The 18,253-nt window shown below is 26.0% G+C and carries 26 protein-coding genes; 16 read left to right on the top strand and 10 right to left on the bottom strand.

Annotated features, from left to right (window positions below; all coding sequences use genetic code 11):
• Positions 1 to 79: 79 nt before the first annotated feature.
• The 5 genes from OTK55_RS06190 to OTK55_RS06170 form a co-directional block, all read right to left on the bottom strand.
• Positions 80 to 484 (bottom strand): PH domain-containing protein, encoded by a 405-nt coding sequence (locus tag OTK55_RS06190; RefSeq protein ID WP_274871265.1) that lies wholly within the window; start codon positions 482 to 484, stop codon positions 80 to 82.
• A gap of 158 nt (positions 485 to 642) precedes the next feature.
• Positions 643 to 1,293, bottom strand: a complete 651-nt coding sequence (locus OTK55_RS06185; RefSeq protein ID WP_274870718.1) for a transposase — start codon at positions 1,291 to 1,293, stop codon at positions 643 to 645.
• Positions 1,294 to 1,469: 176 nt separating this feature from the next.
• A complete protein-coding gene (locus OTK55_RS06180; RefSeq protein WP_274870716.1) occupies positions 1,470 to 1,958 on the bottom strand; it encodes a helix-turn-helix domain-containing protein in 489 nt (162 codons plus the stop codon).
• A gap of 257 nt (positions 1,959 to 2,215) precedes the next feature.
• Entirely contained in the window at positions 2,216 to 2,665 is a 450-nt protein-coding gene (locus OTK55_RS06175) for a universal stress protein (RefSeq protein ID WP_274871264.1), read from the bottom strand.
• A gap of 177 nt (positions 2,666 to 2,842) precedes the next feature.
• Complete coding sequence (locus OTK55_RS06170) at positions 2,843 to 3,397, bottom strand: hypothetical protein (RefSeq protein ID WP_274871262.1); 555 nt, start codon at positions 3,395 to 3,397, stop codon at positions 2,843 to 2,845.
• Between the two features lie 154 nt (positions 3,398 to 3,551).
• Here OTK55_RS06170 and OTK55_RS06165 point away from each other — a divergent pair, with 154 nt between their 5' ends.
• On the top strand, positions 3,552 to 4,094 hold the full coding sequence (locus OTK55_RS06165) for a hypothetical protein (protein ID WP_274871260.1): 543 nt from the start codon (positions 3,552 to 3,554) through the stop codon (positions 4,092 to 4,094).
• Positions 4,095 to 4,416: 322 nt separating this feature from the next.
• Here the strand turns inward: OTK55_RS06165 and bsh are convergent, their stop codons facing one another.
• Positions 4,417 to 5,394, bottom strand: coding sequence for a choloylglycine hydrolase (bsh, locus tag OTK55_RS06160; protein WP_274871259.1), 978 nt, complete (start codon positions 5,392 to 5,394; stop codon positions 4,417 to 4,419).
• A gap of 425 nt (positions 5,395 to 5,819) precedes the next feature.
• On the opposite strand from bsh, the gene OTK55_RS06155 reads away from it, so the two are divergent.
• The 7 genes from OTK55_RS06155 to OTK55_RS06125 all read left to right on the top strand — a co-directional run bounded on the left by OTK55_RS06155 (position 5,820) and on the right by OTK55_RS06125 (position 11,667).
• Positions 5,820 to 6,182, top strand: coding sequence for a hypothetical protein (locus OTK55_RS06155; RefSeq protein WP_274871258.1), 363 nt, complete (start codon positions 5,820 to 5,822; stop codon positions 6,180 to 6,182).
• Entirely contained in the window at positions 6,164 to 6,883 is a 720-nt protein-coding gene (locus tag OTK55_RS06150) for a sensor histidine kinase (RefSeq protein ID WP_274871257.1), read from the top strand. Before OTK55_RS06155 ends, OTK55_RS06150 begins: the two co-directional genes overlap by 19 nt.
• 29 nt (positions 6,884 to 6,912) lie before the next feature.
• The gene (locus tag OTK55_RS06145; RefSeq protein ID WP_274871256.1) at positions 6,913 to 7,257 is read left to right on the top strand and encodes a response regulator; all 345 of its coding nucleotides are present in this window, start codon (positions 6,913 to 6,915) and stop codon (positions 7,255 to 7,257) included.
• 389 nt (positions 7,258 to 7,646) lie between these two features.
• Positions 7,647 to 8,063, top strand: coding sequence for a response regulator (locus OTK55_RS06140; RefSeq protein ID WP_274871254.1), 417 nt, complete (start codon positions 7,647 to 7,649; stop codon positions 8,061 to 8,063).
• A 426-nt stretch (positions 8,064 to 8,489) separates the two neighbouring features.
• Complete coding sequence (locus OTK55_RS06135) at positions 8,490 to 10,553, top strand: glycosyltransferase (protein WP_274871252.1); 2,064 nt, start codon at positions 8,490 to 8,492, stop codon at positions 10,551 to 10,553.
• Complete coding sequence (locus OTK55_RS06130) at positions 10,528 to 11,163, top strand: hypothetical protein (protein ID WP_274871251.1); 636 nt, start codon at positions 10,528 to 10,530, stop codon at positions 11,161 to 11,163. Before OTK55_RS06135 ends, OTK55_RS06130 begins: the two co-directional genes overlap by 26 nt.
• A gap of 102 nt (positions 11,164 to 11,265) precedes the next feature.
• Positions 11,266 to 11,667 (top strand): hypothetical protein, encoded by a 402-nt coding sequence (locus OTK55_RS06125; RefSeq protein WP_274871250.1) that lies wholly within the window; start codon positions 11,266 to 11,268, stop codon positions 11,665 to 11,667.
• Positions 11,668 to 11,673: 6 nt separating this feature from the next.
• Here the strand turns inward: OTK55_RS06125 and OTK55_RS06120 are convergent, their stop codons facing one another.
• Positions 11,674 to 11,949: a hypothetical protein gene (locus OTK55_RS06120; RefSeq protein WP_274871249.1), complete on the bottom strand. Its 276-nt coding sequence runs from the start codon at positions 11,947 to 11,949 to the stop codon at positions 11,674 to 11,676.
• A 106-nt stretch (positions 11,950 to 12,055) separates the two neighbouring features.
• Here OTK55_RS06120 and thiM point away from each other — a divergent pair, with 106 nt between their 5' ends.
• From thiM to OTK55_RS06105, 3 genes are all read left to right on the top strand, one after another.
• A complete protein-coding gene (thiM, locus tag OTK55_RS06115) occupies positions 12,056 to 12,922 on the top strand; it encodes a hydroxyethylthiazole kinase (protein WP_274871248.1) in 867 nt (288 codons plus the stop codon).
• A gap of 18 nt (positions 12,923 to 12,940) precedes the next feature.
• Positions 12,941 to 13,246, top strand: a complete 306-nt coding sequence (locus OTK55_RS06110) for an MTH1187 family thiamine-binding protein (RefSeq protein ID WP_274871779.1) — start codon at positions 12,941 to 12,943, stop codon at positions 13,244 to 13,246.
• Between the two features lie 80 nt (positions 13,247 to 13,326).
• Positions 13,327 to 14,271, top strand: coding sequence for a zinc ribbon domain-containing protein (locus tag OTK55_RS06105; RefSeq protein ID WP_274871247.1), 945 nt, complete (start codon positions 13,327 to 13,329; stop codon positions 14,269 to 14,271).
• Here the strand turns inward: OTK55_RS06105 and OTK55_RS06100 are convergent.
• Both OTK55_RS06100 and OTK55_RS06095 read right to left on the bottom strand, forming a co-directional pair.
• Positions 14,268 to 15,695 carry an SAP domain-containing protein gene (locus OTK55_RS06100; RefSeq protein WP_274871246.1) on the bottom strand — a complete coding sequence of 476 codons (1,428 nt, stop codon included), beginning with the start codon at positions 15,693 to 15,695 and terminating at the stop codon, positions 14,268 to 14,270. The genes OTK55_RS06105 and OTK55_RS06100 overlap by 4 nt on opposite strands.
• A gap of 177 nt (positions 15,696 to 15,872) precedes the next feature.
• Positions 15,873 to 16,394, bottom strand: a complete 522-nt coding sequence (locus OTK55_RS06095) for a DUF308 domain-containing protein (RefSeq protein ID WP_274871245.1) — start codon at positions 16,392 to 16,394, stop codon at positions 15,873 to 15,875.
• A 181-nt stretch (positions 16,395 to 16,575) separates the two neighbouring features.
• Here OTK55_RS06095 and OTK55_RS06090 point away from each other — a divergent pair, with 181 nt between their 5' ends.
• The 5 genes from OTK55_RS06090 to OTK55_RS06070 all read left to right on the top strand — a co-directional run bounded on the left by OTK55_RS06090 (position 16,576) and on the right by OTK55_RS06070 (position 17,780).
• Positions 16,576 to 16,833, top strand: coding sequence for an aldo/keto reductase (locus tag OTK55_RS06090; RefSeq protein WP_274871242.1), 258 nt, complete (start codon positions 16,576 to 16,578; stop codon positions 16,831 to 16,833).
• Positions 16,834 to 16,853: 20 nt separating this feature from the next.
• Positions 16,854 to 17,054, top strand: coding sequence for an aldo/keto reductase (locus OTK55_RS06085; RefSeq protein ID WP_274871778.1), 201 nt, complete (start codon positions 16,854 to 16,856; stop codon positions 17,052 to 17,054).
• Between the two features lie 104 nt (positions 17,055 to 17,158).
• Positions 17,159 to 17,341 carry a hypothetical protein gene (locus OTK55_RS06080; RefSeq protein ID WP_274871241.1) on the top strand — a complete coding sequence of 61 codons (183 nt, stop codon included), beginning with the start codon at positions 17,159 to 17,161 and terminating at the stop codon, positions 17,339 to 17,341.
• Positions 17,316 to 17,600, top strand: coding sequence for a hypothetical protein (locus tag OTK55_RS06075; protein ID WP_274871239.1), 285 nt, complete (start codon positions 17,316 to 17,318; stop codon positions 17,598 to 17,600). Before OTK55_RS06080 ends, OTK55_RS06075 begins: the two co-directional genes overlap by 26 nt.
• Before the next feature lie 24 nt (positions 17,601 to 17,624).
• A complete protein-coding gene (locus OTK55_RS06070; protein ID WP_326520468.1) occupies positions 17,625 to 17,780 on the top strand; it encodes a 4Fe-4S dicluster domain-containing protein in 156 nt (51 codons plus the stop codon).
• 22 nt (positions 17,781 to 17,802) lie between these two features.
• On the opposite strand, the gene dtd is transcribed toward OTK55_RS06070, so the two are convergent.
• The gene (gene dtd / locus OTK55_RS06065; protein ID WP_274871238.1) at positions 17,803 to 18,249 is read right to left on the bottom strand and encodes a D-aminoacyl-tRNA deacylase; all 447 of its coding nucleotides are present in this window, start codon (positions 18,247 to 18,249) and stop codon (positions 17,803 to 17,805) included.
• Positions 18,250 to 18,253 lie beyond the last annotated feature (4 nt).

Here is an 18,253-nt window from a genome sequence, read left to right as displayed (position 1 = left end):
ATTCTATTTTTAAAAAAAAAATTCCAAAATTAGTAGTATATATAAAAATAAAAAAAGAAATAAAATATGTAATCTATTTTTATAATAAGTAATGTATTTTTACTAGATTAACAATTTGTTTTGCTTCATTTGCTTGTTCTGAGGGTACTTTAAATGAAAGAGGTGCACTGAATGCTGCTCCTTCTGCTGTTACTGTTGTATTGTTTGTTACACCTATTTTTATGTCTACATCAAAATCTAGTGTACCTGCTGTTTCAAATGATATTGTTTTTATTGTATCTTTCGGGAAGAATTTTACTTCTACCTTTTTTCCTGTTAATCCTTGTACATCTACATCATATATTCCATAGTTTGTTAGTATAATTTGGTCTCGTAGGAATTGAAATTGTTGTATGATTTCTTCTCCTTCTACAAAGAATTCTGATACGTAATCGGTACCTGTTTCTACACTTGCATATCCTGCTAATTTATCAAATAAAGCCATAATTTCACCATGTGCATAATTAAATAATTTTTATCTTTAATAAGTAGAGAAAAGAAGTATATTTAATGATTATCTTTTATTTTTGCTATTCACTTTAATTTCTTTTAGAATAAGTTTATTGAAGATATAACATTTTTTTAAAAATCAATTATAGTATTTTACCAAATGTTTATACCTAAATATTCATTAACCCAATTTGTGTAAAATGATGTTAAATCAACTATTTTATAGAATTCACGTTCAAATATTTCTATTAATTTGTTTAAATTTTCATACATTGATTTATATATTTTAGATTTAATTTTACGCCATACATCTTCAATTGGATTTAAATCAGGGCAATATGGTTTTAAAAAGATTAAATTTATGTTCAATATTTCACAGGCTTTTTCAACAATTTTAGCATGATGTATTCTTGCGTTATCTAAAATAATATTTATTCTTTTTTCTTTTGAGTTTATTTCCATTATTTTTGGATTTGATAGGTTATTCAGTAATCTTAATCTTTTTTCATACCCTATTTTTCTTGAATTGTTGTTGTCTTCTTTCCTGCAAATCTTTTGAATTTTTTCTATGGAAATTTGTTTGGAATTGTCATTATATAGTTCATCATTGATTTTATTTATCAAATCCATTTCATTTAGTGATTTAGAGGATAGATATTTTTTTATTTTTTCATCAGATAAGTTTTCATTGTTTATTGCATCTTTGATTAATTGTTTACCTAATCTATTAGTCATGTTTTCAATACGGTAATGGCATAAGGTAATTACAAAGTGAAATGCATTGTTTTTTGTATTTACCTCCATATATGAGTTGCAATTGATTCCTTGAAATCCAGTTACATTTATTCCAAATTTTACTGGATGTTTTGTTTGTATATTTTTTTCTCCAGGAGCATATAATATTCTTGTAACATTTGGAACATTTTGACAAGATGTTTCATCTAAAAAAGCAAAATATTCTGTTTGTATGTCTGTTGTCTTTAGTTTTTTTTAAGATCTTCTTCAGGATTCTTAGGACGTGTGTTGTATTTAATGAATGGTTTTCCATAGTTTAAATTTAATTTTTGTCTTGTAATAACCCATACTTGCTTCTCACTATATGTTATACCATATTTTTCTTTAATTAAGTTTCGTACATCTTTTAAATTATATTTCTCTTCATTTCCAGTTATGATTTCATTCAATTCTTTTAATTGTTGATCAGTTAAATATGATTTTCTTCCACAATTGGAATAATTTGAAAATAAACCATCAACGCCATTTTCATTATATTGTTTGACCCAACGTTCGCCTGTTTTTCTTGAAATATTAATGTTTTTTGAGGCTTTAGCAATACTTTCACCATTTGCAACCATGTTAATTAACAAAAGACGCCTATAAACAGTGTAATATTCCTTGTACTCTTTCAGCATGTCTGAAATTTCTGAAAGTTCTAAATGTTTTTCAATTTTATTATTAAATTTTTCCATGAATATACATTTATAATCCATTAGGTATAAACTTTTAGTAAAAAACTATAATTCTATAATCTTTTCTTATAGGAATATTAATTAATTTTAATATATAAATGTTTTGTTACATCACATGATTATTAATCATTATAAAAAGCATATATTATTTAATAATAGTTAATGTAAAAATTTATTATAAATTATTGATATTGTTCAATAATAATCTAAAAAAATGAGTTTTAAGAAATATATTTAGGATAGATATCCTAAAATATTTATTTTTCTGTTGTAGGTATTACTAGTACAGGTACTTTTGAGTATCTGATTGTTTTTTCTGTTACACTTCCTAAAAGGAATCTGTCTAGCATGTGTTTACCACTGCTTGCAATTACTATTAAGTCTATGTCTTTTTTCTCACTGACTTTTAGTATTGCATCTACTGGGTTTCCTTCTACTGATAGTGTTGATACTTTAGTAGCAAAGTCTGAATCAATCTCTTCTATCTGCTTTACTACTCTTTCTGTTACTACTTCACTTTGTTTTTCAAATACAGATAGTGCTTCATCAGTTAATGCATCTTCTGGAAGGCTAGTTAGATGTTTACTATCCACTACATTTAATACTAGTATTTCTGCATCCTCATCTTTAGCTATTTCATATGCATGTTTTATTGCTTTGTATGAATTTTTAGAACCATCTGTTGGTAATAATATTTTTTTATACATAAAATATCACCCCTATTGTTGATTATATATATTATTATATGATTTATTTAATTAATAAATGTTATTTAGTTATTGTATTATATTATACATTTTTCAAGTAAAATTAATTATCATACGTAGTTTATCTAAATGTATAATTTATTTAAGAAAAAAAGAGTTAAAGTAAAAATGGAAATTTTATGTGAAATTTCCAGGTAATATTTTGTTCTCAAGATAATAGTTACTAGTTAGTAATAACCCATCTTTTTCGAAGTAATCCTCATCATTAGCTAACAACTCTTCAATCATGTCAATAGCTTTATCTGTTCTCTGATATTTTAGTTTATATTTAGGATATTCCTTATTTCTGTTAGATGGTTGTATTAACCATAAATTACCATTATCTCTGTTTAGAAGGGTTATTGAATCATTGCTTTTATTATGATAGTATACGAATTTAGGATTTACATTACTGATATATGCTTGCTCAGTATACTCCTTATTATTCTCAGATTCATCATCAAGGGACAATAATCTCTGATTATGAATATTATCTATTTCAACACTGTCCTTATGTTTCTGTCTTAGTATCTTAAATGGTCTATATATTATAATATAAGCTATGAAATAGAGTATTAAAGCTACTGCTATTAATAATAATATTATTATGTTGAATAATTGTGAAATTACACATAAGAATACCCATAATATTATCATTGTTATTATAGTTAGATTATCAGGAATAATATTCACCCTTCTAAATAATTATTATTACTTCTTGTTTACTTCTATATACAATTAGATATTTAAAAATTATATTTATATCCTGGTTCTATGTGAAATTTTATTACTTAGTTTTAAGAAAAATAATAATTATATTAAACTAATATAATTGGAGAGTATTATTTTGAGAGAATCTAGTGGCGTTATAATTGCAATTATTATAGTGGCTGTTGTAGCTATTGGTGCATTCGGTATTTACACGTTTATCACGAATTCTGATTTAACTCATCCAGAACAAGCAATAAACCTTCAACAAAATAACAGTACTGTTAATTCTACATCAAATGGCAGTACAGCTAATAGTACTGCAAGTAATCCTGCAAATACTACAGCAACAACAGCTACATCTATGAATATTCAACAAGTACAAATTACTACAGGTTCTAGTTTAAGTAGTAAGAGTCATGCAGATGTATATGTAGGTAAGGAACATGCCGGGGAATCTGTTACTATTAGTACTTTATATTCACGTGACGGTAATACCTTAAATGATGGTAATGATGTTTCAAAAACCGTTGATTCTGATGGTTATGTCCATGTAACCGCTGCTGTAGCATCTAAATATTATCCAGATACATGTGTAGTTACTATTTCAGGTCCTAGTGGATCAGATAGTGTAACTTGTTATCTAAATATTGAATCAGGAACACAAACATGTAACTTTTAATTTATAGGATAGAAAGAAATAGTAAATTTAATATTTCTAAAAAATAGTTATCCTTTACTCATTTTTTTTAATCAATGTTTAAATTATTTTATTATAATAAATTAAGTATATTATTGTTTTATATTATTAATCAGGAATTATTTAAGATAAACAAAAGAATCTAATAATATATATTAATAAAAGAGTATATACTTAAGTTAAATTTTATTTTACAAGTTTTAACAAGAAAATAGCAGAATATCACTGATCATATATAATAGATGTAATCTTCTTTGAAAAAAAGGAATTGGATAGAAAATAATCAAGAATTTTATCTAATATCCTAATTTTGATAATTTACATTTTGTTTATTAATTAATGGATATGATATTAATGTATCAGAGTTTAAATCTTCATTATTCATGTTAACTGCATTAATTTGACTATTTTCATATGTTTTATAATAATAAATTCCTTTATCAGTATTTACGCATGAAGAATATATTGTAATTTCATATTTATCTGGTTCACTGATAAATGCAAGGCCTCTTTGTTGTTCTACTGATCCTAAAATGTGGAAGAATTGACTTACACTTTCAAGTTCATCTTCACTGGATAATGAATTCATTTTAGTAAAACTTGCTTTTACAAACCTGGACATTGAAGATAAATCCCCCGGTAATCCTAATCCACCCATTCCTCTACTGTATGGCATTAAATCTAATTCTGTACTAAATGTGTTGTCTGGTGTTTTACTAGATAAATATCTATAATTGTTTAAGTTAAATAGTTGTTTATCAAATGGAGGATTATTTGTTAAAACGCCTACTGGATTATCATAAACTTTTAATCCTTCTTTAACTGTTTCTACAGTGATGGATTCATTCCTATCAGAGATAATCCAGTGCAGTGATGAATTAGGAAGTTCGTCTGAAAATTGAATGTTGACTATGTTTAGATTATCCAGTAGTTTTCTTGCTTCTTTAACATTACTACATTGTGATAATATCCATGGAATAAATTCAAAAGATGCTACGTTAGTTTTTTCATTATCTACCTCTTTATAATCTGCAAACTCACTGAAGTTTAAACCGGCAACACTTAATCCTTTTTCATTTGTTGCATCATAATATAATGGATAAGTTTCTATACCAGCAGTAACACCAATAAAAGCATAATGATTATCTATTGTATCTTCAACTCTAAATTCCAAAGGATAATTTCTAGGAGTTATAGTAATTTTTTCATTATAGGACAATTCATAATCAAAATTACGTCCGAAATAATGGTCTTTTGATATATAATTTGCTGCTGTACACATTTTTCTGCCTCGATTACTAATTGTTTAATATTATAATAAAATATATGTTATAACTTAACTATTAATTTTTCTTAAAAATCTAAGTATTTTTCACTCAAACTAAAGATTAACTAGAAATAATGATTTATCAAAAAATTTTATAACTTGAACGTATAACTTATCAGTTCAATTGAATCATTATCCCTGTTTAATCATATTAATTAGATAATATAATTTAATTAAAAAAGGTTTTGAAAAAGATTATTAAAGTCATAACTTTAACAATAATCATTTAATCTTAAAAATAAGTTGAAATAGGATACTATCATTCATTTAAAAGAAAATACAAAAAAGGTATATAATATAACTCATAGAACGTTTTAACAGAATATGAAGAATTTATAAAAAAAATATTTCATCAATTTTCTAGATAATGTTGGGATAGCATGAATAATGAAGAAAAAAAAGAGTTAATTAAAGACTTTGAACCTTTTTTCAATGTACATTTATTTATTAATAAAGACGTTGATGAAGTTGTTTCTTGCTTATGTTTCACATTGGATAATCATGAAATTAAATATGAAGATAACTTTTTTAATCTTCTGGGATTTGGAAATAACTATTTAGATAATTTCGAATGGAAAAAATTTATAAATACGTTTTTTAGTCGAATTATCGATTATGAAAATACTATTGAACGTGTTCAGCAATTAAATAATGCTTTAAAAGATACTAAGTTTAAATCTGCTTTTATAGATAATATTTTTTATGATACAGGTGAAAAGATAATATGTTTACAGCATACTTAGTAAGTGTTACTATAGATGATAAACCAGGATTATTTGTTACTATTATACATGATAAAGGAGTAATTGAAGATAAAATAGGTCTTATGGAAACATCCAAACAAAAGGATTTATTACTTAAAGAAGTTCATCACAGAGTTAAGAATAACTTACAAATTTTAAATAGTTTAATAAATCTTCAACAAAGATTTGGATATTCTGATCATAGTATAATTGATTCTATGAAACTATTTATCTCTTCAATGGCCTTGATACATGAAAAAATCTATCATGGAAATGATTTGGGATATGTTGATTTATCTAGCTTCTTTAATCAATTTAAAGACCTCTTTTCAGAAATGTACTCTAGTTTCGAAATCGATTTCAAGTATACTATTGAAGAAGATTTATCATTAGATGTTCAGACAATGATTCCATTATTATTAATTCTTAACGAAGAGTGTATAAATTCAATTAAACATGCTTTTCCTGATGATTTTGAAGGTGAAAAAGAAATCTTTTGTCATTTAGAAACAGAAGGCGAAAATATCCTGTTTACATATAAAGATAACGGTATTGGATTAAACGACAGTGATAATGGTGACTCATTAGGTCAAATACTTATAACAGCTCTAGTTAAACAAATTGATGGTAAAATAATTATTATCAACAAACATGAAAAAGGTTTTATTTCAAAAATTAAATTTCCTTATCGTAAAAACTAATAAAGGAGTGTGTTAAAATAACAAAGATCATGGTAATCGAAGATGAAGCTATAATAGCTTTAGATTTATCTTATAAATTAATAGATAAAGGATTTACTGTTTATCAAACTGATGATTATTATAAAGCATTAGAATACATTCCAGATAAAAAACCGGATATAATTATTATAGATTTAAAACTGAAACATGGTTACAATGGAATGGATATTTACAATAAATATAAAGATGATGATTATAAATTTATTTTCATTTCTGGTCAGGATCATACAAAAGAATTAGATGAGTTAATAGAAACGGGAAAAGTGCAATTTATAGATAAACCATTTACTTTCGAGGACTTATTTAAAAAAATCAATTCTATATTAGATAGTTGAATCCTATAAAATTTTAATATATAGAAGTATTGAGTCATGTTAAATTAATATAATTATTTAATAATCCATTTCTAATTTTTTTTATAAAAAAAAGCAAGTTAACAGATTAGGTTAATTAATTTTTCCATAATAACTTTACTGGCTGGCTTTAAAATAATATTTTATAAAGTTAAAAATAAATAAATATTTAAATTATAATAGATAAAATAATTCTCGAAGTAATAATAAAAAGGACTTTCATATTCTTTTATATTAGATTTTAAAAAAATATTTAAAATATCTAGTTTAATCATGATTTAAGGAAAAATAAGACAATATTATCATGATATTAAATCTTAAAATAATTAATTTATAAAAATTTTTTCAAGTCAAATATTTAGATGATTTTTATGAAAAATACTATATTAATTGTAGAAGATGAATCAATTACAGCACTCGATTTAAAATTTACTCTTGAAGAATTAGGCTATAACGTTATAGATATCACAGATAATGGTCAAGATGCAATTAATATTGCAGCTGAGACATCACCTGATTTAACAATTATGGATATTAAATTGAAAGGTGAAATGAATGGTATCGAAGCAGCTAAAAAACTTTCAGAACTTAATTTACCGGTTATTTTTCTAACCGCATACACTGATGATGATACATTTAATAAGATAATAAATGATTTATCTGTTTATGGATTTATTTCAAAGCCATTTAATAAGAAAACTATTGGTATGAGTATAGACTTTGCAATTAAACGTGCGAAAATCGATGCTGAAAAGCTTAACATTGCCCATGGATTTGTAAAAAAATAAAGATCTAATTTTATTAAATTTTCTATTTCTTATTTCATTTAAATTTAGTATATTGCTTTTTTTTCTATCAAAATTATTACTATTTAATATAAATGGAAAAATATTCTTTCCTACTTATTATATTTGAGAAATATCTATTTTCTTTATATTTTTTTTAATTTAAATCAATATTTTTTTTATTTCATAAACAGAAAAATAGAACGTACTCTTTATTTATTTAAAATAGACTAAACTATTAATATCAATAAGAGTAAATATTAAATAATACTTTTAGATTAATTTAAATAAGATATATACAATTCTAAAAGATTAATAAAAATATCATAGGTTTTAACCCTTTATTAAAACAAAAATCTAATGAAATATTTTTTCACATCAAATGAGATTATTTTTTTTTTACATTAAAAAAATAAAAGAGGTGTAATATTGGATGATTATAATGAAAATTTAAAATTAGATAGTTTTTTAAATAAAGATGATTCAAACCAGAAAGAAGTTAATAAAAGACAAAATTCTGATAATAGTATTGATTTCACTGAGGATAAATCTTTTGATGAAGGTAATAAAACAGTAGATTTAGATAAAAATATATCTGATGATAATCTTATTTATGAAATTGCTAATAGTGAAATTTCTTCATTAAAAGATGTTGATGATGCTAAAGAATTAACTATAAATATTAATGATGAACCGACTATCAAGAGCCTAAATGAAAGAATTCCTAAGGTATATATTGTTTCTAAGAATAAAAAAGCTATAAGAAACATTGAAAAAACATTAACAAATGAGCATTATGATCTTGTAGGTATTTCAGATAATAGTGAAGAAGCTCTTTACTTTATCGAGGAGAATTTGCCAGATATTGTTTTTTTAAGTTTAGATATAAATGGTAAAAAAAATGGTGAAGAGTTAGGTAAATTAATTAACAAATTAGATATTCCTATAATTTATATCTTCAATATCGAGGATAATTTAACTCAAAGTAATTTTATAGAGACAAATTATGGATTTATTTTTGATGAATATTCAACTAATGAAATTAAATTTGTTATTAAAGTTGCTCTTAAAAAACACACATCTAACGTGAAAACAGTAATTGATGTTAAATCAAGGATGACTAAGAAAAATATTGAATTAGGTATTGAGAAATTATATTCTGGATTACTTCTAGTTCTTTCAATAATTCTTATAATATCAGGTATTATAGCAAAGAATGTAACATTCCTGCAATGGATTATTTTTATTCCTTCTGTAATGATGATATTTCTAGCAGTGATAAGTTTATTTAAAATGGAAGAACCAAAACCCTATGATAAACCACCATTTGTATCAATTATTATTCCAGCACATAATGAACAGTATACTATTGAAGATACCGTTAGAAGTATTGTGAATATGGATTATACATATAATGGTAAACCTAATTATGAGCTTATCGTGGTAAATGATGGTTCTGATGATAAAACTGGTGAAATTTTATCTGATCTTAAGAAGGAATATCCTCATTTAAGAATAATTACTCGTAAACCACCTAAATCAGGTAAAGGTAAGGGATTTGTACTCAATGATGCATTAGCATTATCTTATGGTTCTATTCTAGGAGTTTTCGATGCTGATACATGGGTAAAACCAGATTTTTTAACTAAATTGATCCCATATCTAAATAATCCTAAAGTACAGGGTGTTCAATGTCGAGTAAGAATGTATAATAAAGATTATAATTTCCTAACTAACATGCAAGATGTAGAATTTTCAGGTTTTGGAAACATACTTAGAGCTAAAGATAATCTTAAATTTAATGGATTTCTTGGCGGAAATGGTCAATTTGTTAAAAAAGATGCAATAATTAAAGCAGGTAAATGGGATGGATTTGCTGTTACTGAAGATTTAAATCTAAGTGTTAAACTATTAATTAGTGGTGGAGAGATAAGATATTGTCCAGAGGTTTCTGTTTACCAGGAAGCTGTTGATAATTGGCATGACTTTATGAAACAAAGAGTTCGCTGGGCTATGGGTAACTTCGAAACATTATTTGTTTATTTCTCCAGAATTCTTACATGTAAATTACCTTTCTACAAAAAGGTGGGTATTATTTTCCATATAAGTAATTATGCATTTAATTTATTCATTTTCGTTGGTTTTTTAATATTTATCATTAATATAATTGGATGGTTTGTGTTACATATACCTACGGTTATCCGTATGGAAGCACCTTTAATAATTGGTATTATTTCAGCGGTTGGATTTTTCCCTGGAATAAGTATTGCACTTATACGTGATGACAAGAAATATCTTAAATTTATCAAGGATTTAATAGAGTATTGGATTTATTGTTTCCACTTAATCCCCTTGTTCTTTATAACAATGTGGGATATGATAACAAGAGTTGAGAGAAGATGGGCTAAAACTACCCATAAAGGCATAGAAAATGAAGAAAATAAAAATCAAAGATTAGAGGGAAAAAATGAGAAAGAAGGATATGTTAATTAGCTTTATTATAGTTATAATATTTATTTATATAATTACTAATTTAAGTGCTGTTAACACTATTTTATCTTGGAATACAGAGAACCAACTTACTTTTGGAAATAGTACTGTTAATGTTCCACAGGCCTGGAATACTACAGAACAAGTAAACTGGACTGATAAAGCTAAAACCAATAACTCTATTACTAATCGTTATGTTGTATGGGATTTATGGGATGACTGGCCAGAAGGTCATATAACAAGTGTATCTGAGGGAAAATTAAGAGAATTAGAACATGGAAACTATGAAGTGGTGAATAGTACTACTGTTAACTTAGGAGGTAATAATGTATCTAGAGAATATTTCAAGAATCCTTCCAGGGGACCTGAGACAAATAATAGTAATATGGGCGTGACGTATATCTTCCATAGAGAAGATGGAAATTATGCTGTCCAAATACATTACTTCACGGAGCATGATTATAACAATACTACATATAGACGAGAATTGGATGATCGTATGGAAGATTTCATGTCAAATATCCATAATAAACAGTATAATGGTTTTTTCTCTGATATTAATATACTCCTTCATTTCATTGCTAATATGTTAGGAATTAAACTTAATTTCTAATATCTTACTTTTTTTATAATAAATACAAATTTAGGTTAAACTTAAAATATAGCTTATAACATAAGTATAATTACTAAAAAAATATGATTGGAGAATAAAATATTGTCAATAACAGAAATATCAGGACATATTATACTACTAACATTTATATATGCATTATATATGATTCCAAAATCATTAGGTGAATATGAAGGAGTAAAAAAAGAACAGCCAGATCCATTTATAGGAAAAACAAAAGAAAAATGTAAATGGACACATGGAATAACCTTTAAATCAGCAAGTATAGGTTTTATAATACTACTACCTTTACTATTATTTATAGAAGAAATAATTAGAAAATATTTTGGAATAACAATAGCAGCAATCATAATAATTCTAATATTAATACCAATAACTTATTATGAAAGAAAACAATCCAAAATTAACAAGATAGAAGTAGATAAAAGAAACAAAAAAGAAGAAGAATTAAAAGCTAAGAAAAAGAAACTAAAAGAAAATAATTAAATGATTTTAATCATCAAATAATTTATCTAACTTCTCCTCTAATTCTTCATCAGATAAATCATCCTCTTCATCATCTTCATCATTCTTATTTTTATTTAATATTTCATTCTTGTGATTTTTCCAGTTTTCCTGTAATTGTTTTTCAACAGCTTCATCTACTTCAATTACAGGACCAGTATAATCACAATTATTACATGACCACATAGACCAATTTTGTGGTATAATCCACTCTATATTCTCCGAGCCACATCTAGGACAAATTTTAGTTTTCATTTTAATCATAATACAATAATTTTCTTCACATTTATTTTATTCTATCATTATTAATATATAATAATTATTAATTACCAATAACAAAGATAATAATAGAAACAATAGAGGAAACAATATGACAAAGATAGATAAAGAAAAATTATGTGAATGTAGTAAAACAATAGAAAAACTACGAACTAAATGTCCACTAATACATTGTATAACAAATTATGTTACAATAAATGACTGTGCTAATGCAGTACTAGCAATAGGTGGATCTCCTTCCATGGCAAATGAAACTCCTGAAATGAAAGAATTTGTTGAAATTGCAGGAACAACAGTTATCAATCTAGGAACACTATTAGAAGACCAGATAGAACCTATGCAAGTAGCAGCAACACATACAAAAGAAACAGGAACCCCCTTAGTATTAGACCCAGTGGCTGTTGGTGTATCAAAACTAAGAAATGATACAACAATAGATATTATAAACAGGTCATCTGTCTCAGTTATAAGAGGAAACATGTCTGAAATCAAGGCAATAGGCTACTTATATGATATCATTGAGGATAATGCTAAAGCAAAAGGAGTAGATGTAGCTGATGATGATATTATAAATAAAATGAATATGAAGGAAAACTGTGAGATTATAAAAAAAATAGCCAGCAATTTAAATACTATAATAGCTGTATCTGGACCCGTAGATATGATTTCTGATGGAAAAGATGTTTACTTAATAGATAATGGTGAACCAATCATGTCAAAAATCACGGGTAGCGGCTGTATGTTAACCTGTGTAATAGGCTCATTTACAGCTGTTACTAACCCATTAGATGCTGCAATTATGGGTAGTTTATCAATGGCAATAGCTGGAGAAAAAGCTTATAGAAAAGTACAGATTAACAATGAAGGGAGTGGATCCTTTAGAACATACCTCATTGATGAATTATATAAGATGAATGAAGAAACTATAATGAAATATGGAAAATTATATAAAATTTAATATTAGGATGTGATAATGATGATAACAGCAGATTTTGCAATATTACCAGTTGGAATAGATAATACAGAATGTAAAGAATTTGTAACAAAAGCAGTTCAAGCAATAAAAGATTCAGGATTAAATTATCAGTTAACAGGTATGGGAACTCAAATTGAAGCAGATAATTATAAAGAATTATATACTGCAATAGCTAAAGCTCAGGAAGCAGTATTTACTGCTGGAACTGGTAGAGTATATACTGTTATTAAAGTTGATGATAGAAGAGATGTTGAAAATAGAACATTAAATGCAAAGATTAAAACTGTTAATGATATGCTTGAATAAGTATATTATTCCAAAAATATTTTTTTATAATTATTTAATATGAAAATAGGATATTCAATTATCGAAAGATTTGATAGAAAATGAAGTATAGTAAATATTGTTCATATTGTGGTACTGAGAATTATCCACTATTAAAGTATTGTATAAACTGTGGCTCTGTCTTGAAATCTAGAAGAATAAAAGATGGAGCTGAATATAATGATAGTGACACGTTCTTTACAAATGAGAATCTGTCTAAACTTGTTGATACTGAGTTAACTGAAGATATTTATAATAAAATAATACGTAGTATCCGTGATATGGGTTTGATGAATCTTAATAGATATAGTAATGAACCTTGTCTTAATAAGCTAATAAAACTTGTAAAACAATACTCTAAGGTAGGATATGATAAGGCAGATGGAGTTTATGGATATTATAATTATAATAGTATCTATATTGATAACGATTTGAATGAATCAATGAAAATTTGTACATTAATACATGAATTATCTCACCACTTATTTAGTGAGATATTTGAACAATTAATTATGTACTTTTTAGATTCTAGAAAAACAGACTTTATTGAGGGTTTTGTAGCTTACATGGTACTGATTGACCAGTATCATAAAGTTGCTAATGAATATCTTGCTTATACATGTGAGGGATATTTCACTAATAATATTGCTAAGGATTATGAATCTGTCGTGCAAATATTAGCTATGAATAACCTGGATAGTAATATCGTAGAGCAGATGTATGTTTTAGGCAATTCTATTGCTGATGATGTTATTAATATTTTAAAAACCTTCTTTGATGAAAATTTTTTAAAAGAAATTAATTATATTTTTAAGAAAGATCATATGATTCCTAGTACCGGACATTCAGAGTTAAATAATAAACCTAAATATAAAACCGGAAAGGAGAAGATGAAAGCTATTAAATCTATCATTATTAATACTTTTAATGAGCTTAGTCAGAGTCCAAGTGGTATAATTACTGTATATATGTTATCAGGTAACTTTGAACAAGCAAACAGAGGTTAGTTAATTAAGGTATTAATAGTATATACTACTTCCTGTTGTTGTGTTAGATTATCAAAATGATACTTGGATTCTAAATTATTATATTTTTCTTTTATTTCTTCCTGTATTTTATCAAGTGGCTCTTTATTTATTATTTTTATTAAGTATTGGAACATTGCTTCTTTTGATAAGAGTAATGCAGGTATTTCAAGACTATCTACTGCTTTTATGAAAAATTCTTTCAAATCACTTTGTTGTATCTTTTCATCATAAACTATTTTACATATATTATTTGTTATTGCTGGTGCTAGTAGTAGTGAATCTTTATCAAGTATGTTGTCTTCCCATAGGTTTATATCACATGTGAGTATTTTCAGTAAGCTTAGTAATTGTGGGTTTTTCTTATTTGTATATTTGAATATATTATAGTCTACATAGTATGTATTCTTGTATAATCCCCATTTTAGTTTATTTGCATATTCCTTTCGATAGTTATTCATGTATAATAAGCCTATTTGTGATAGATTCAATGTATCTTTGTTTTCCTGGTATAGTTGCTGAAATTTTTCTAAGGAGTATGTTTTTAGAAATTTATTGTAGAAGTATATCTGTGGATTATCTATAATTAAATTCAATCCCTGTGAAGTCAATATATATGCTCTAGTGTCAAATATCTTTTTAAGATTTGTTATATTAAGATTATCAATTAAACGTGTTATTAAATCTATTTTATTTCCATTAGTATCTATTTTATAGCCAGATAATATTTGTTTTAATTGAGATACACTAAGTCCATTTGCTAATGAGAGAAAATTCTCTTTAGTAACACTTTCATTAATCAGATTATTATCTAATGAGAACTGTTTCACATCATCAATAGTGGTATTATAGTAGTTAAATGTGTTATCATCCAAATTATCACTACTTGGATCATTTAAAATATTTAAATACGTTACAATAGCATACTTAAATACATTATCATCAAACATTATTTCATTTACAGTATTATCTGAGAAATCCTCTTGAATTGTATTATTATCAGGAATATTATTAATCTTTCTATTATTAAAGAAGCCTAAACTTGTATTAGAATGATATTGTGTTCTACTACCACACTTGCTACAGTAATTATCATTATAGAGTATTGGATTACCACATACTGTGCAATGCATTAATGTATAATCTTGATTATAGTAATAAGTTAAGAGTTTCTCCTCAGGATCCAAACCAATATCATATCCCTTGCTAATTAAGATAGTATTAACTAATTCATTTAAACGGTCTTCCACACTATCTTCATTGATTCTATAATTATTATAATCATCTATTAATTGATTTTTAAGATACATTGCATCATCACTTGTTAGACCTGTTGCCTTGATAAACTCATCAAATAATGGACCTTCTGTTAAATCATTTATTTTATCCATACCTACTGAATCCATTAATATCTAACCTCATTTATTATTTCTATGGTTCTAATACTGATTTTTCTAAAAAGAAATATTTATTATTGTTATTAATTTATGTTATATTAAAAATAAGTGTTAATATTTACTATTAAAATTAGTTAATAAAATAAAAGAAAAAATAGGTTAAAAAAAAATAATTAAATAAGGAGATTAGATGTCTATATAATTTTTATCATTATCTCCATAAATTGATAGTATTCCTGATATTATTAGCCATAGACCAACTATTATACCTAATACAGTAGGATTTCTTACAAAGACTCCTATTACTATGAATAATATACCAAATATTAATCCGGTGATACCCATTGCACTTAATGGTTTAAATAGTTGACCTGTTACTAAGTTAAATATTCCAACTATAATCATTATAATACCAAGTAAATATATTATTACACTTACAAGTATTGCAACTGATGCCGGATTAAACATTAAGAAATAACTTAATAATATACATAATATCGCTATTATCAATGTAAAACCTGCAAAAGCTCTTGAAACAGCAATCTCAGCAAAACCTGCTATGATTAAAACAATTGCTATTAATAAGAATAATATACCTACTATTATACCTATAGTCTGAGTTGATGCAGCTGGAAAGATTAATGCTAAAATACCTAATAATATCATGATTATTGCAGGTGTGTTAATCTCCCAATTACCGATGTCCATAAGTACACCTCCGTTTTTCATTAGTAGATATTTAATTTATTATCTTATATAAACCTCTCTATTTTATTATAAAATGATTTAATCAAAGAATACAATTATTCCTTACATAATTATTATATTCATATATGTGAATATTTAAAAACAAGAATTAATATAAAATTAAATAATGAGGAGTGATATGATGAAAAAATTCGGATTCGGAATGATGAGATTACCTCAAATAGATGAAAACCCTGAACACATAGACCAAGAACAATTAAATAAAATAATAGATACCTACATGGAAAATGGATACAACTACTTCGACACAGCATACCCTTACCATAATGGAAAAAGTGAAGTAGCATTTAAAGAAGGAGTAGTAAAAAGATATCCAAGAGAATCCTACATAATTTCAGATAAATTTCCACTATTCTTTGTTAAAAAACCAGAGATTTAGAAAAATTATTCAATGAACAAATAGAAAGAACAGGAGTAGAATACTTTGATTATTATATGTTACACAACCTCTGCTCATGGACAGATAAAGCATTAGATATAGCTGATTGCTTCAAATTCATAGCAGACAAAAAAGAAGTAGGACAAATAAAAAACATTGGAATATCAATGCACGATAACTCTAAATACCTGGAAAAAATCCTAAAAGAACACCCGAAATAGAATTCATACAATTACAACTAAACTACCTTGACTGGGAAGATAATGGAGTAGAAGCAAGAAAATGCTATGAACTATCAAAAAAATACGAAAAACCAGTAATAATAATGGAACCAGTTAAAGGTGGATCCTTAGCAAATGTACCACCGAAAGCAGAAAAATTAATGAAAGAATATAATAGTGAAGCATCACCCGCATCATGGGCATTGAGATTTGTAGCAGAATTAGATAACGTTATGAGGGTATTAAGTGGAGTAATGGGCATTGAGATTTGTAGCAGAATTAGATAACGTTATGATGGTATTAAGTGGAATAAGTAATCAAGAACAATTAGAGGATAATCTAGAAACATTTAATAATCTTAAACCAATTAATAATGAAGAACAGGAAATAATAAACAATGTAGCAGATATTATTCATTCAGCAATAGCAATACCATGTACGTCCTGTGATTACTGTATAAACAGTTGTCCAAAAAATATATACATATCTAAATACTTTGAATTATATAATACAGAAAAACAGACCGAATGGAAAGGTTTCTCATAGCAACTCAACTACTACCTTAGTTATATAACAAGAGATGAATATGGTAGAGCATCTGATTGTATAAAATGTGGAGCATGTGTAGAACAATGTCCACAACACATGGATATACCAAAATATATGAAAGAAGTATCAGAGGAATTTGACCCAGCAGCAGATGCAACTAATGAAATATTTAGCTAAATTAACCTTCTCTTCTTTTTTCTTATTTTTTATATTCTTTATCAGCAAGAATTGTTACAGGACCATTATTCTCCAAGCTAACATTCATGAAAGCTCCAAAAATACCTCTTTCAACATGAACATAGTCACTACACTTATCACAATAATAATCAAATAACTTCTCAGCATCCTCCGGATTCATAGCATTAGAAAAGGAGGGTCTGTTATTATGACTAACATCACCATATAATGTAAATTGTGGAATTAATAATAACTCTCCTTGAACATCATTAATATTTAGGTTCATACGTCCCTCATCATCTTCAAATACGCGTAGATGCATAATTTTATTAACCATGTAGTCAGCTTCCTTTCTAGTATCATGTTTACCAAAGCCTACTAGTACCATGTAGCCCTTATCAATATTACCTACTACTTTATTATCTACTTCAACCTTTGCATTGTTTACTCTCTGTATAACTAATCTCATATAT

It is taken from the genome of Candidatus Methanosphaera massiliense (assembly GCF_028890305.1).
Taxonomy (GTDB): domain Archaea; phylum Methanobacteriota; class Methanobacteria; order Methanobacteriales; family Methanobacteriaceae; genus Methanosphaera; species Methanosphaera massiliense.
Note: the sequence above shows the minus strand (reverse complement) of the source record. Positions and strands in the feature narration are given on the sequence as shown.

Coding starts and splice junctions, on each gene's coding strand:
- OTK55_RS06190 (WP_274871265.1), bottom strand. CDS start 484: ATGGCTTTATTTGATAAATTAGCAGGATATGCAAGTGTAGAAACAGGT.
- OTK55_RS06185 (WP_274870718.1), bottom strand. CDS start 1,293: ATGGAGGTAAATACAAAAAACAATGCATTTCACTTTGTAATTACCTTA.
- OTK55_RS06180 (WP_274870716.1), bottom strand. CDS start 1,958: ATGGAAAAATTTAATAATAAAATTGAAAAACATTTAGAACTTTCAGAA.
- OTK55_RS06175 (WP_274871264.1), bottom strand. CDS start 2,665: ATGTATAAAAAAATATTATTACCAACAGATGGTTCTAAAAATTCATAC.
- bsh (WP_274871259.1), bottom strand. CDS start 5,394: ATGTGTACAGCAGCAAATTATATATCAAAAGACCATTATTTCGGACGT.
- OTK55_RS06155 (WP_274871258.1), top strand. CDS start 5,820: ATGAATAATGAAGAAAAAAAAGAGTTAATTAAAGACTTTGAACCTTTT.
- OTK55_RS06150 (WP_274871257.1), top strand. CDS start 6,164: ATGTTTACAGCATACTTAGTAAGTGTTACTATAGATGATAAACCAGGA.
- OTK55_RS06145 (WP_274871256.1), top strand. CDS start 6,913: ATGGTAATCGAAGATGAAGCTATAATAGCTTTAGATTTATCTTATAAA.
- OTK55_RS06140 (WP_274871254.1), top strand. CDS start 7,647: ATGAAAAATACTATATTAATTGTAGAAGATGAATCAATTACAGCACTC.
- OTK55_RS06130 (WP_274871251.1), top strand. CDS start 10,528: ATGAGAAAGAAGGATATGTTAATTAGCTTTATTATAGTTATAATATTT.
- OTK55_RS06120 (WP_274871249.1), bottom strand. CDS start 11,949: ATGATTAAAATGAAAACTAAAATTTGTCCTAGATGTGGCTCGGAGAAT.
- thiM (WP_274871248.1), top strand. CDS start 12,056: ATGACAAAGATAGATAAAGAAAAATTATGTGAATGTAGTAAAACAATA.
- OTK55_RS06110 (WP_274871779.1), top strand. CDS start 12,941: ATGATAACAGCAGATTTTGCAATATTACCAGTTGGAATAGATAATACA.
- OTK55_RS06105 (WP_274871247.1), top strand. CDS start 13,327: ATGAAGTATAGTAAATATTGTTCATATTGTGGTACTGAGAATTATCCA.
- OTK55_RS06100 (WP_274871246.1), bottom strand. CDS start 15,695: ATGGATTCAGTAGGTATGGATAAAATAAATGATTTAACAGAAGGTCCA.
- OTK55_RS06095 (WP_274871245.1), bottom strand. CDS start 16,394: ATGGACATCGGTAATTGGGAGATTAACACACCTGCAATAATCATGATA.
- OTK55_RS06090 (WP_274871242.1), top strand. CDS start 16,576: ATGAAAAAATTCGGATTCGGAATGATGAGATTACCTCAAATAGATGAA.
- OTK55_RS06080 (WP_274871241.1), top strand. CDS start 17,159: ATGGAACCAGTTAAAGGTGGATCCTTAGCAAATGTACCACCGAAAGCA.
- dtd (WP_274871238.1), bottom strand. CDS start 18,249: ATGAGATTAGTTATACAGAGAGTAAACAATGCAAAGGTTGAAGTAGAT.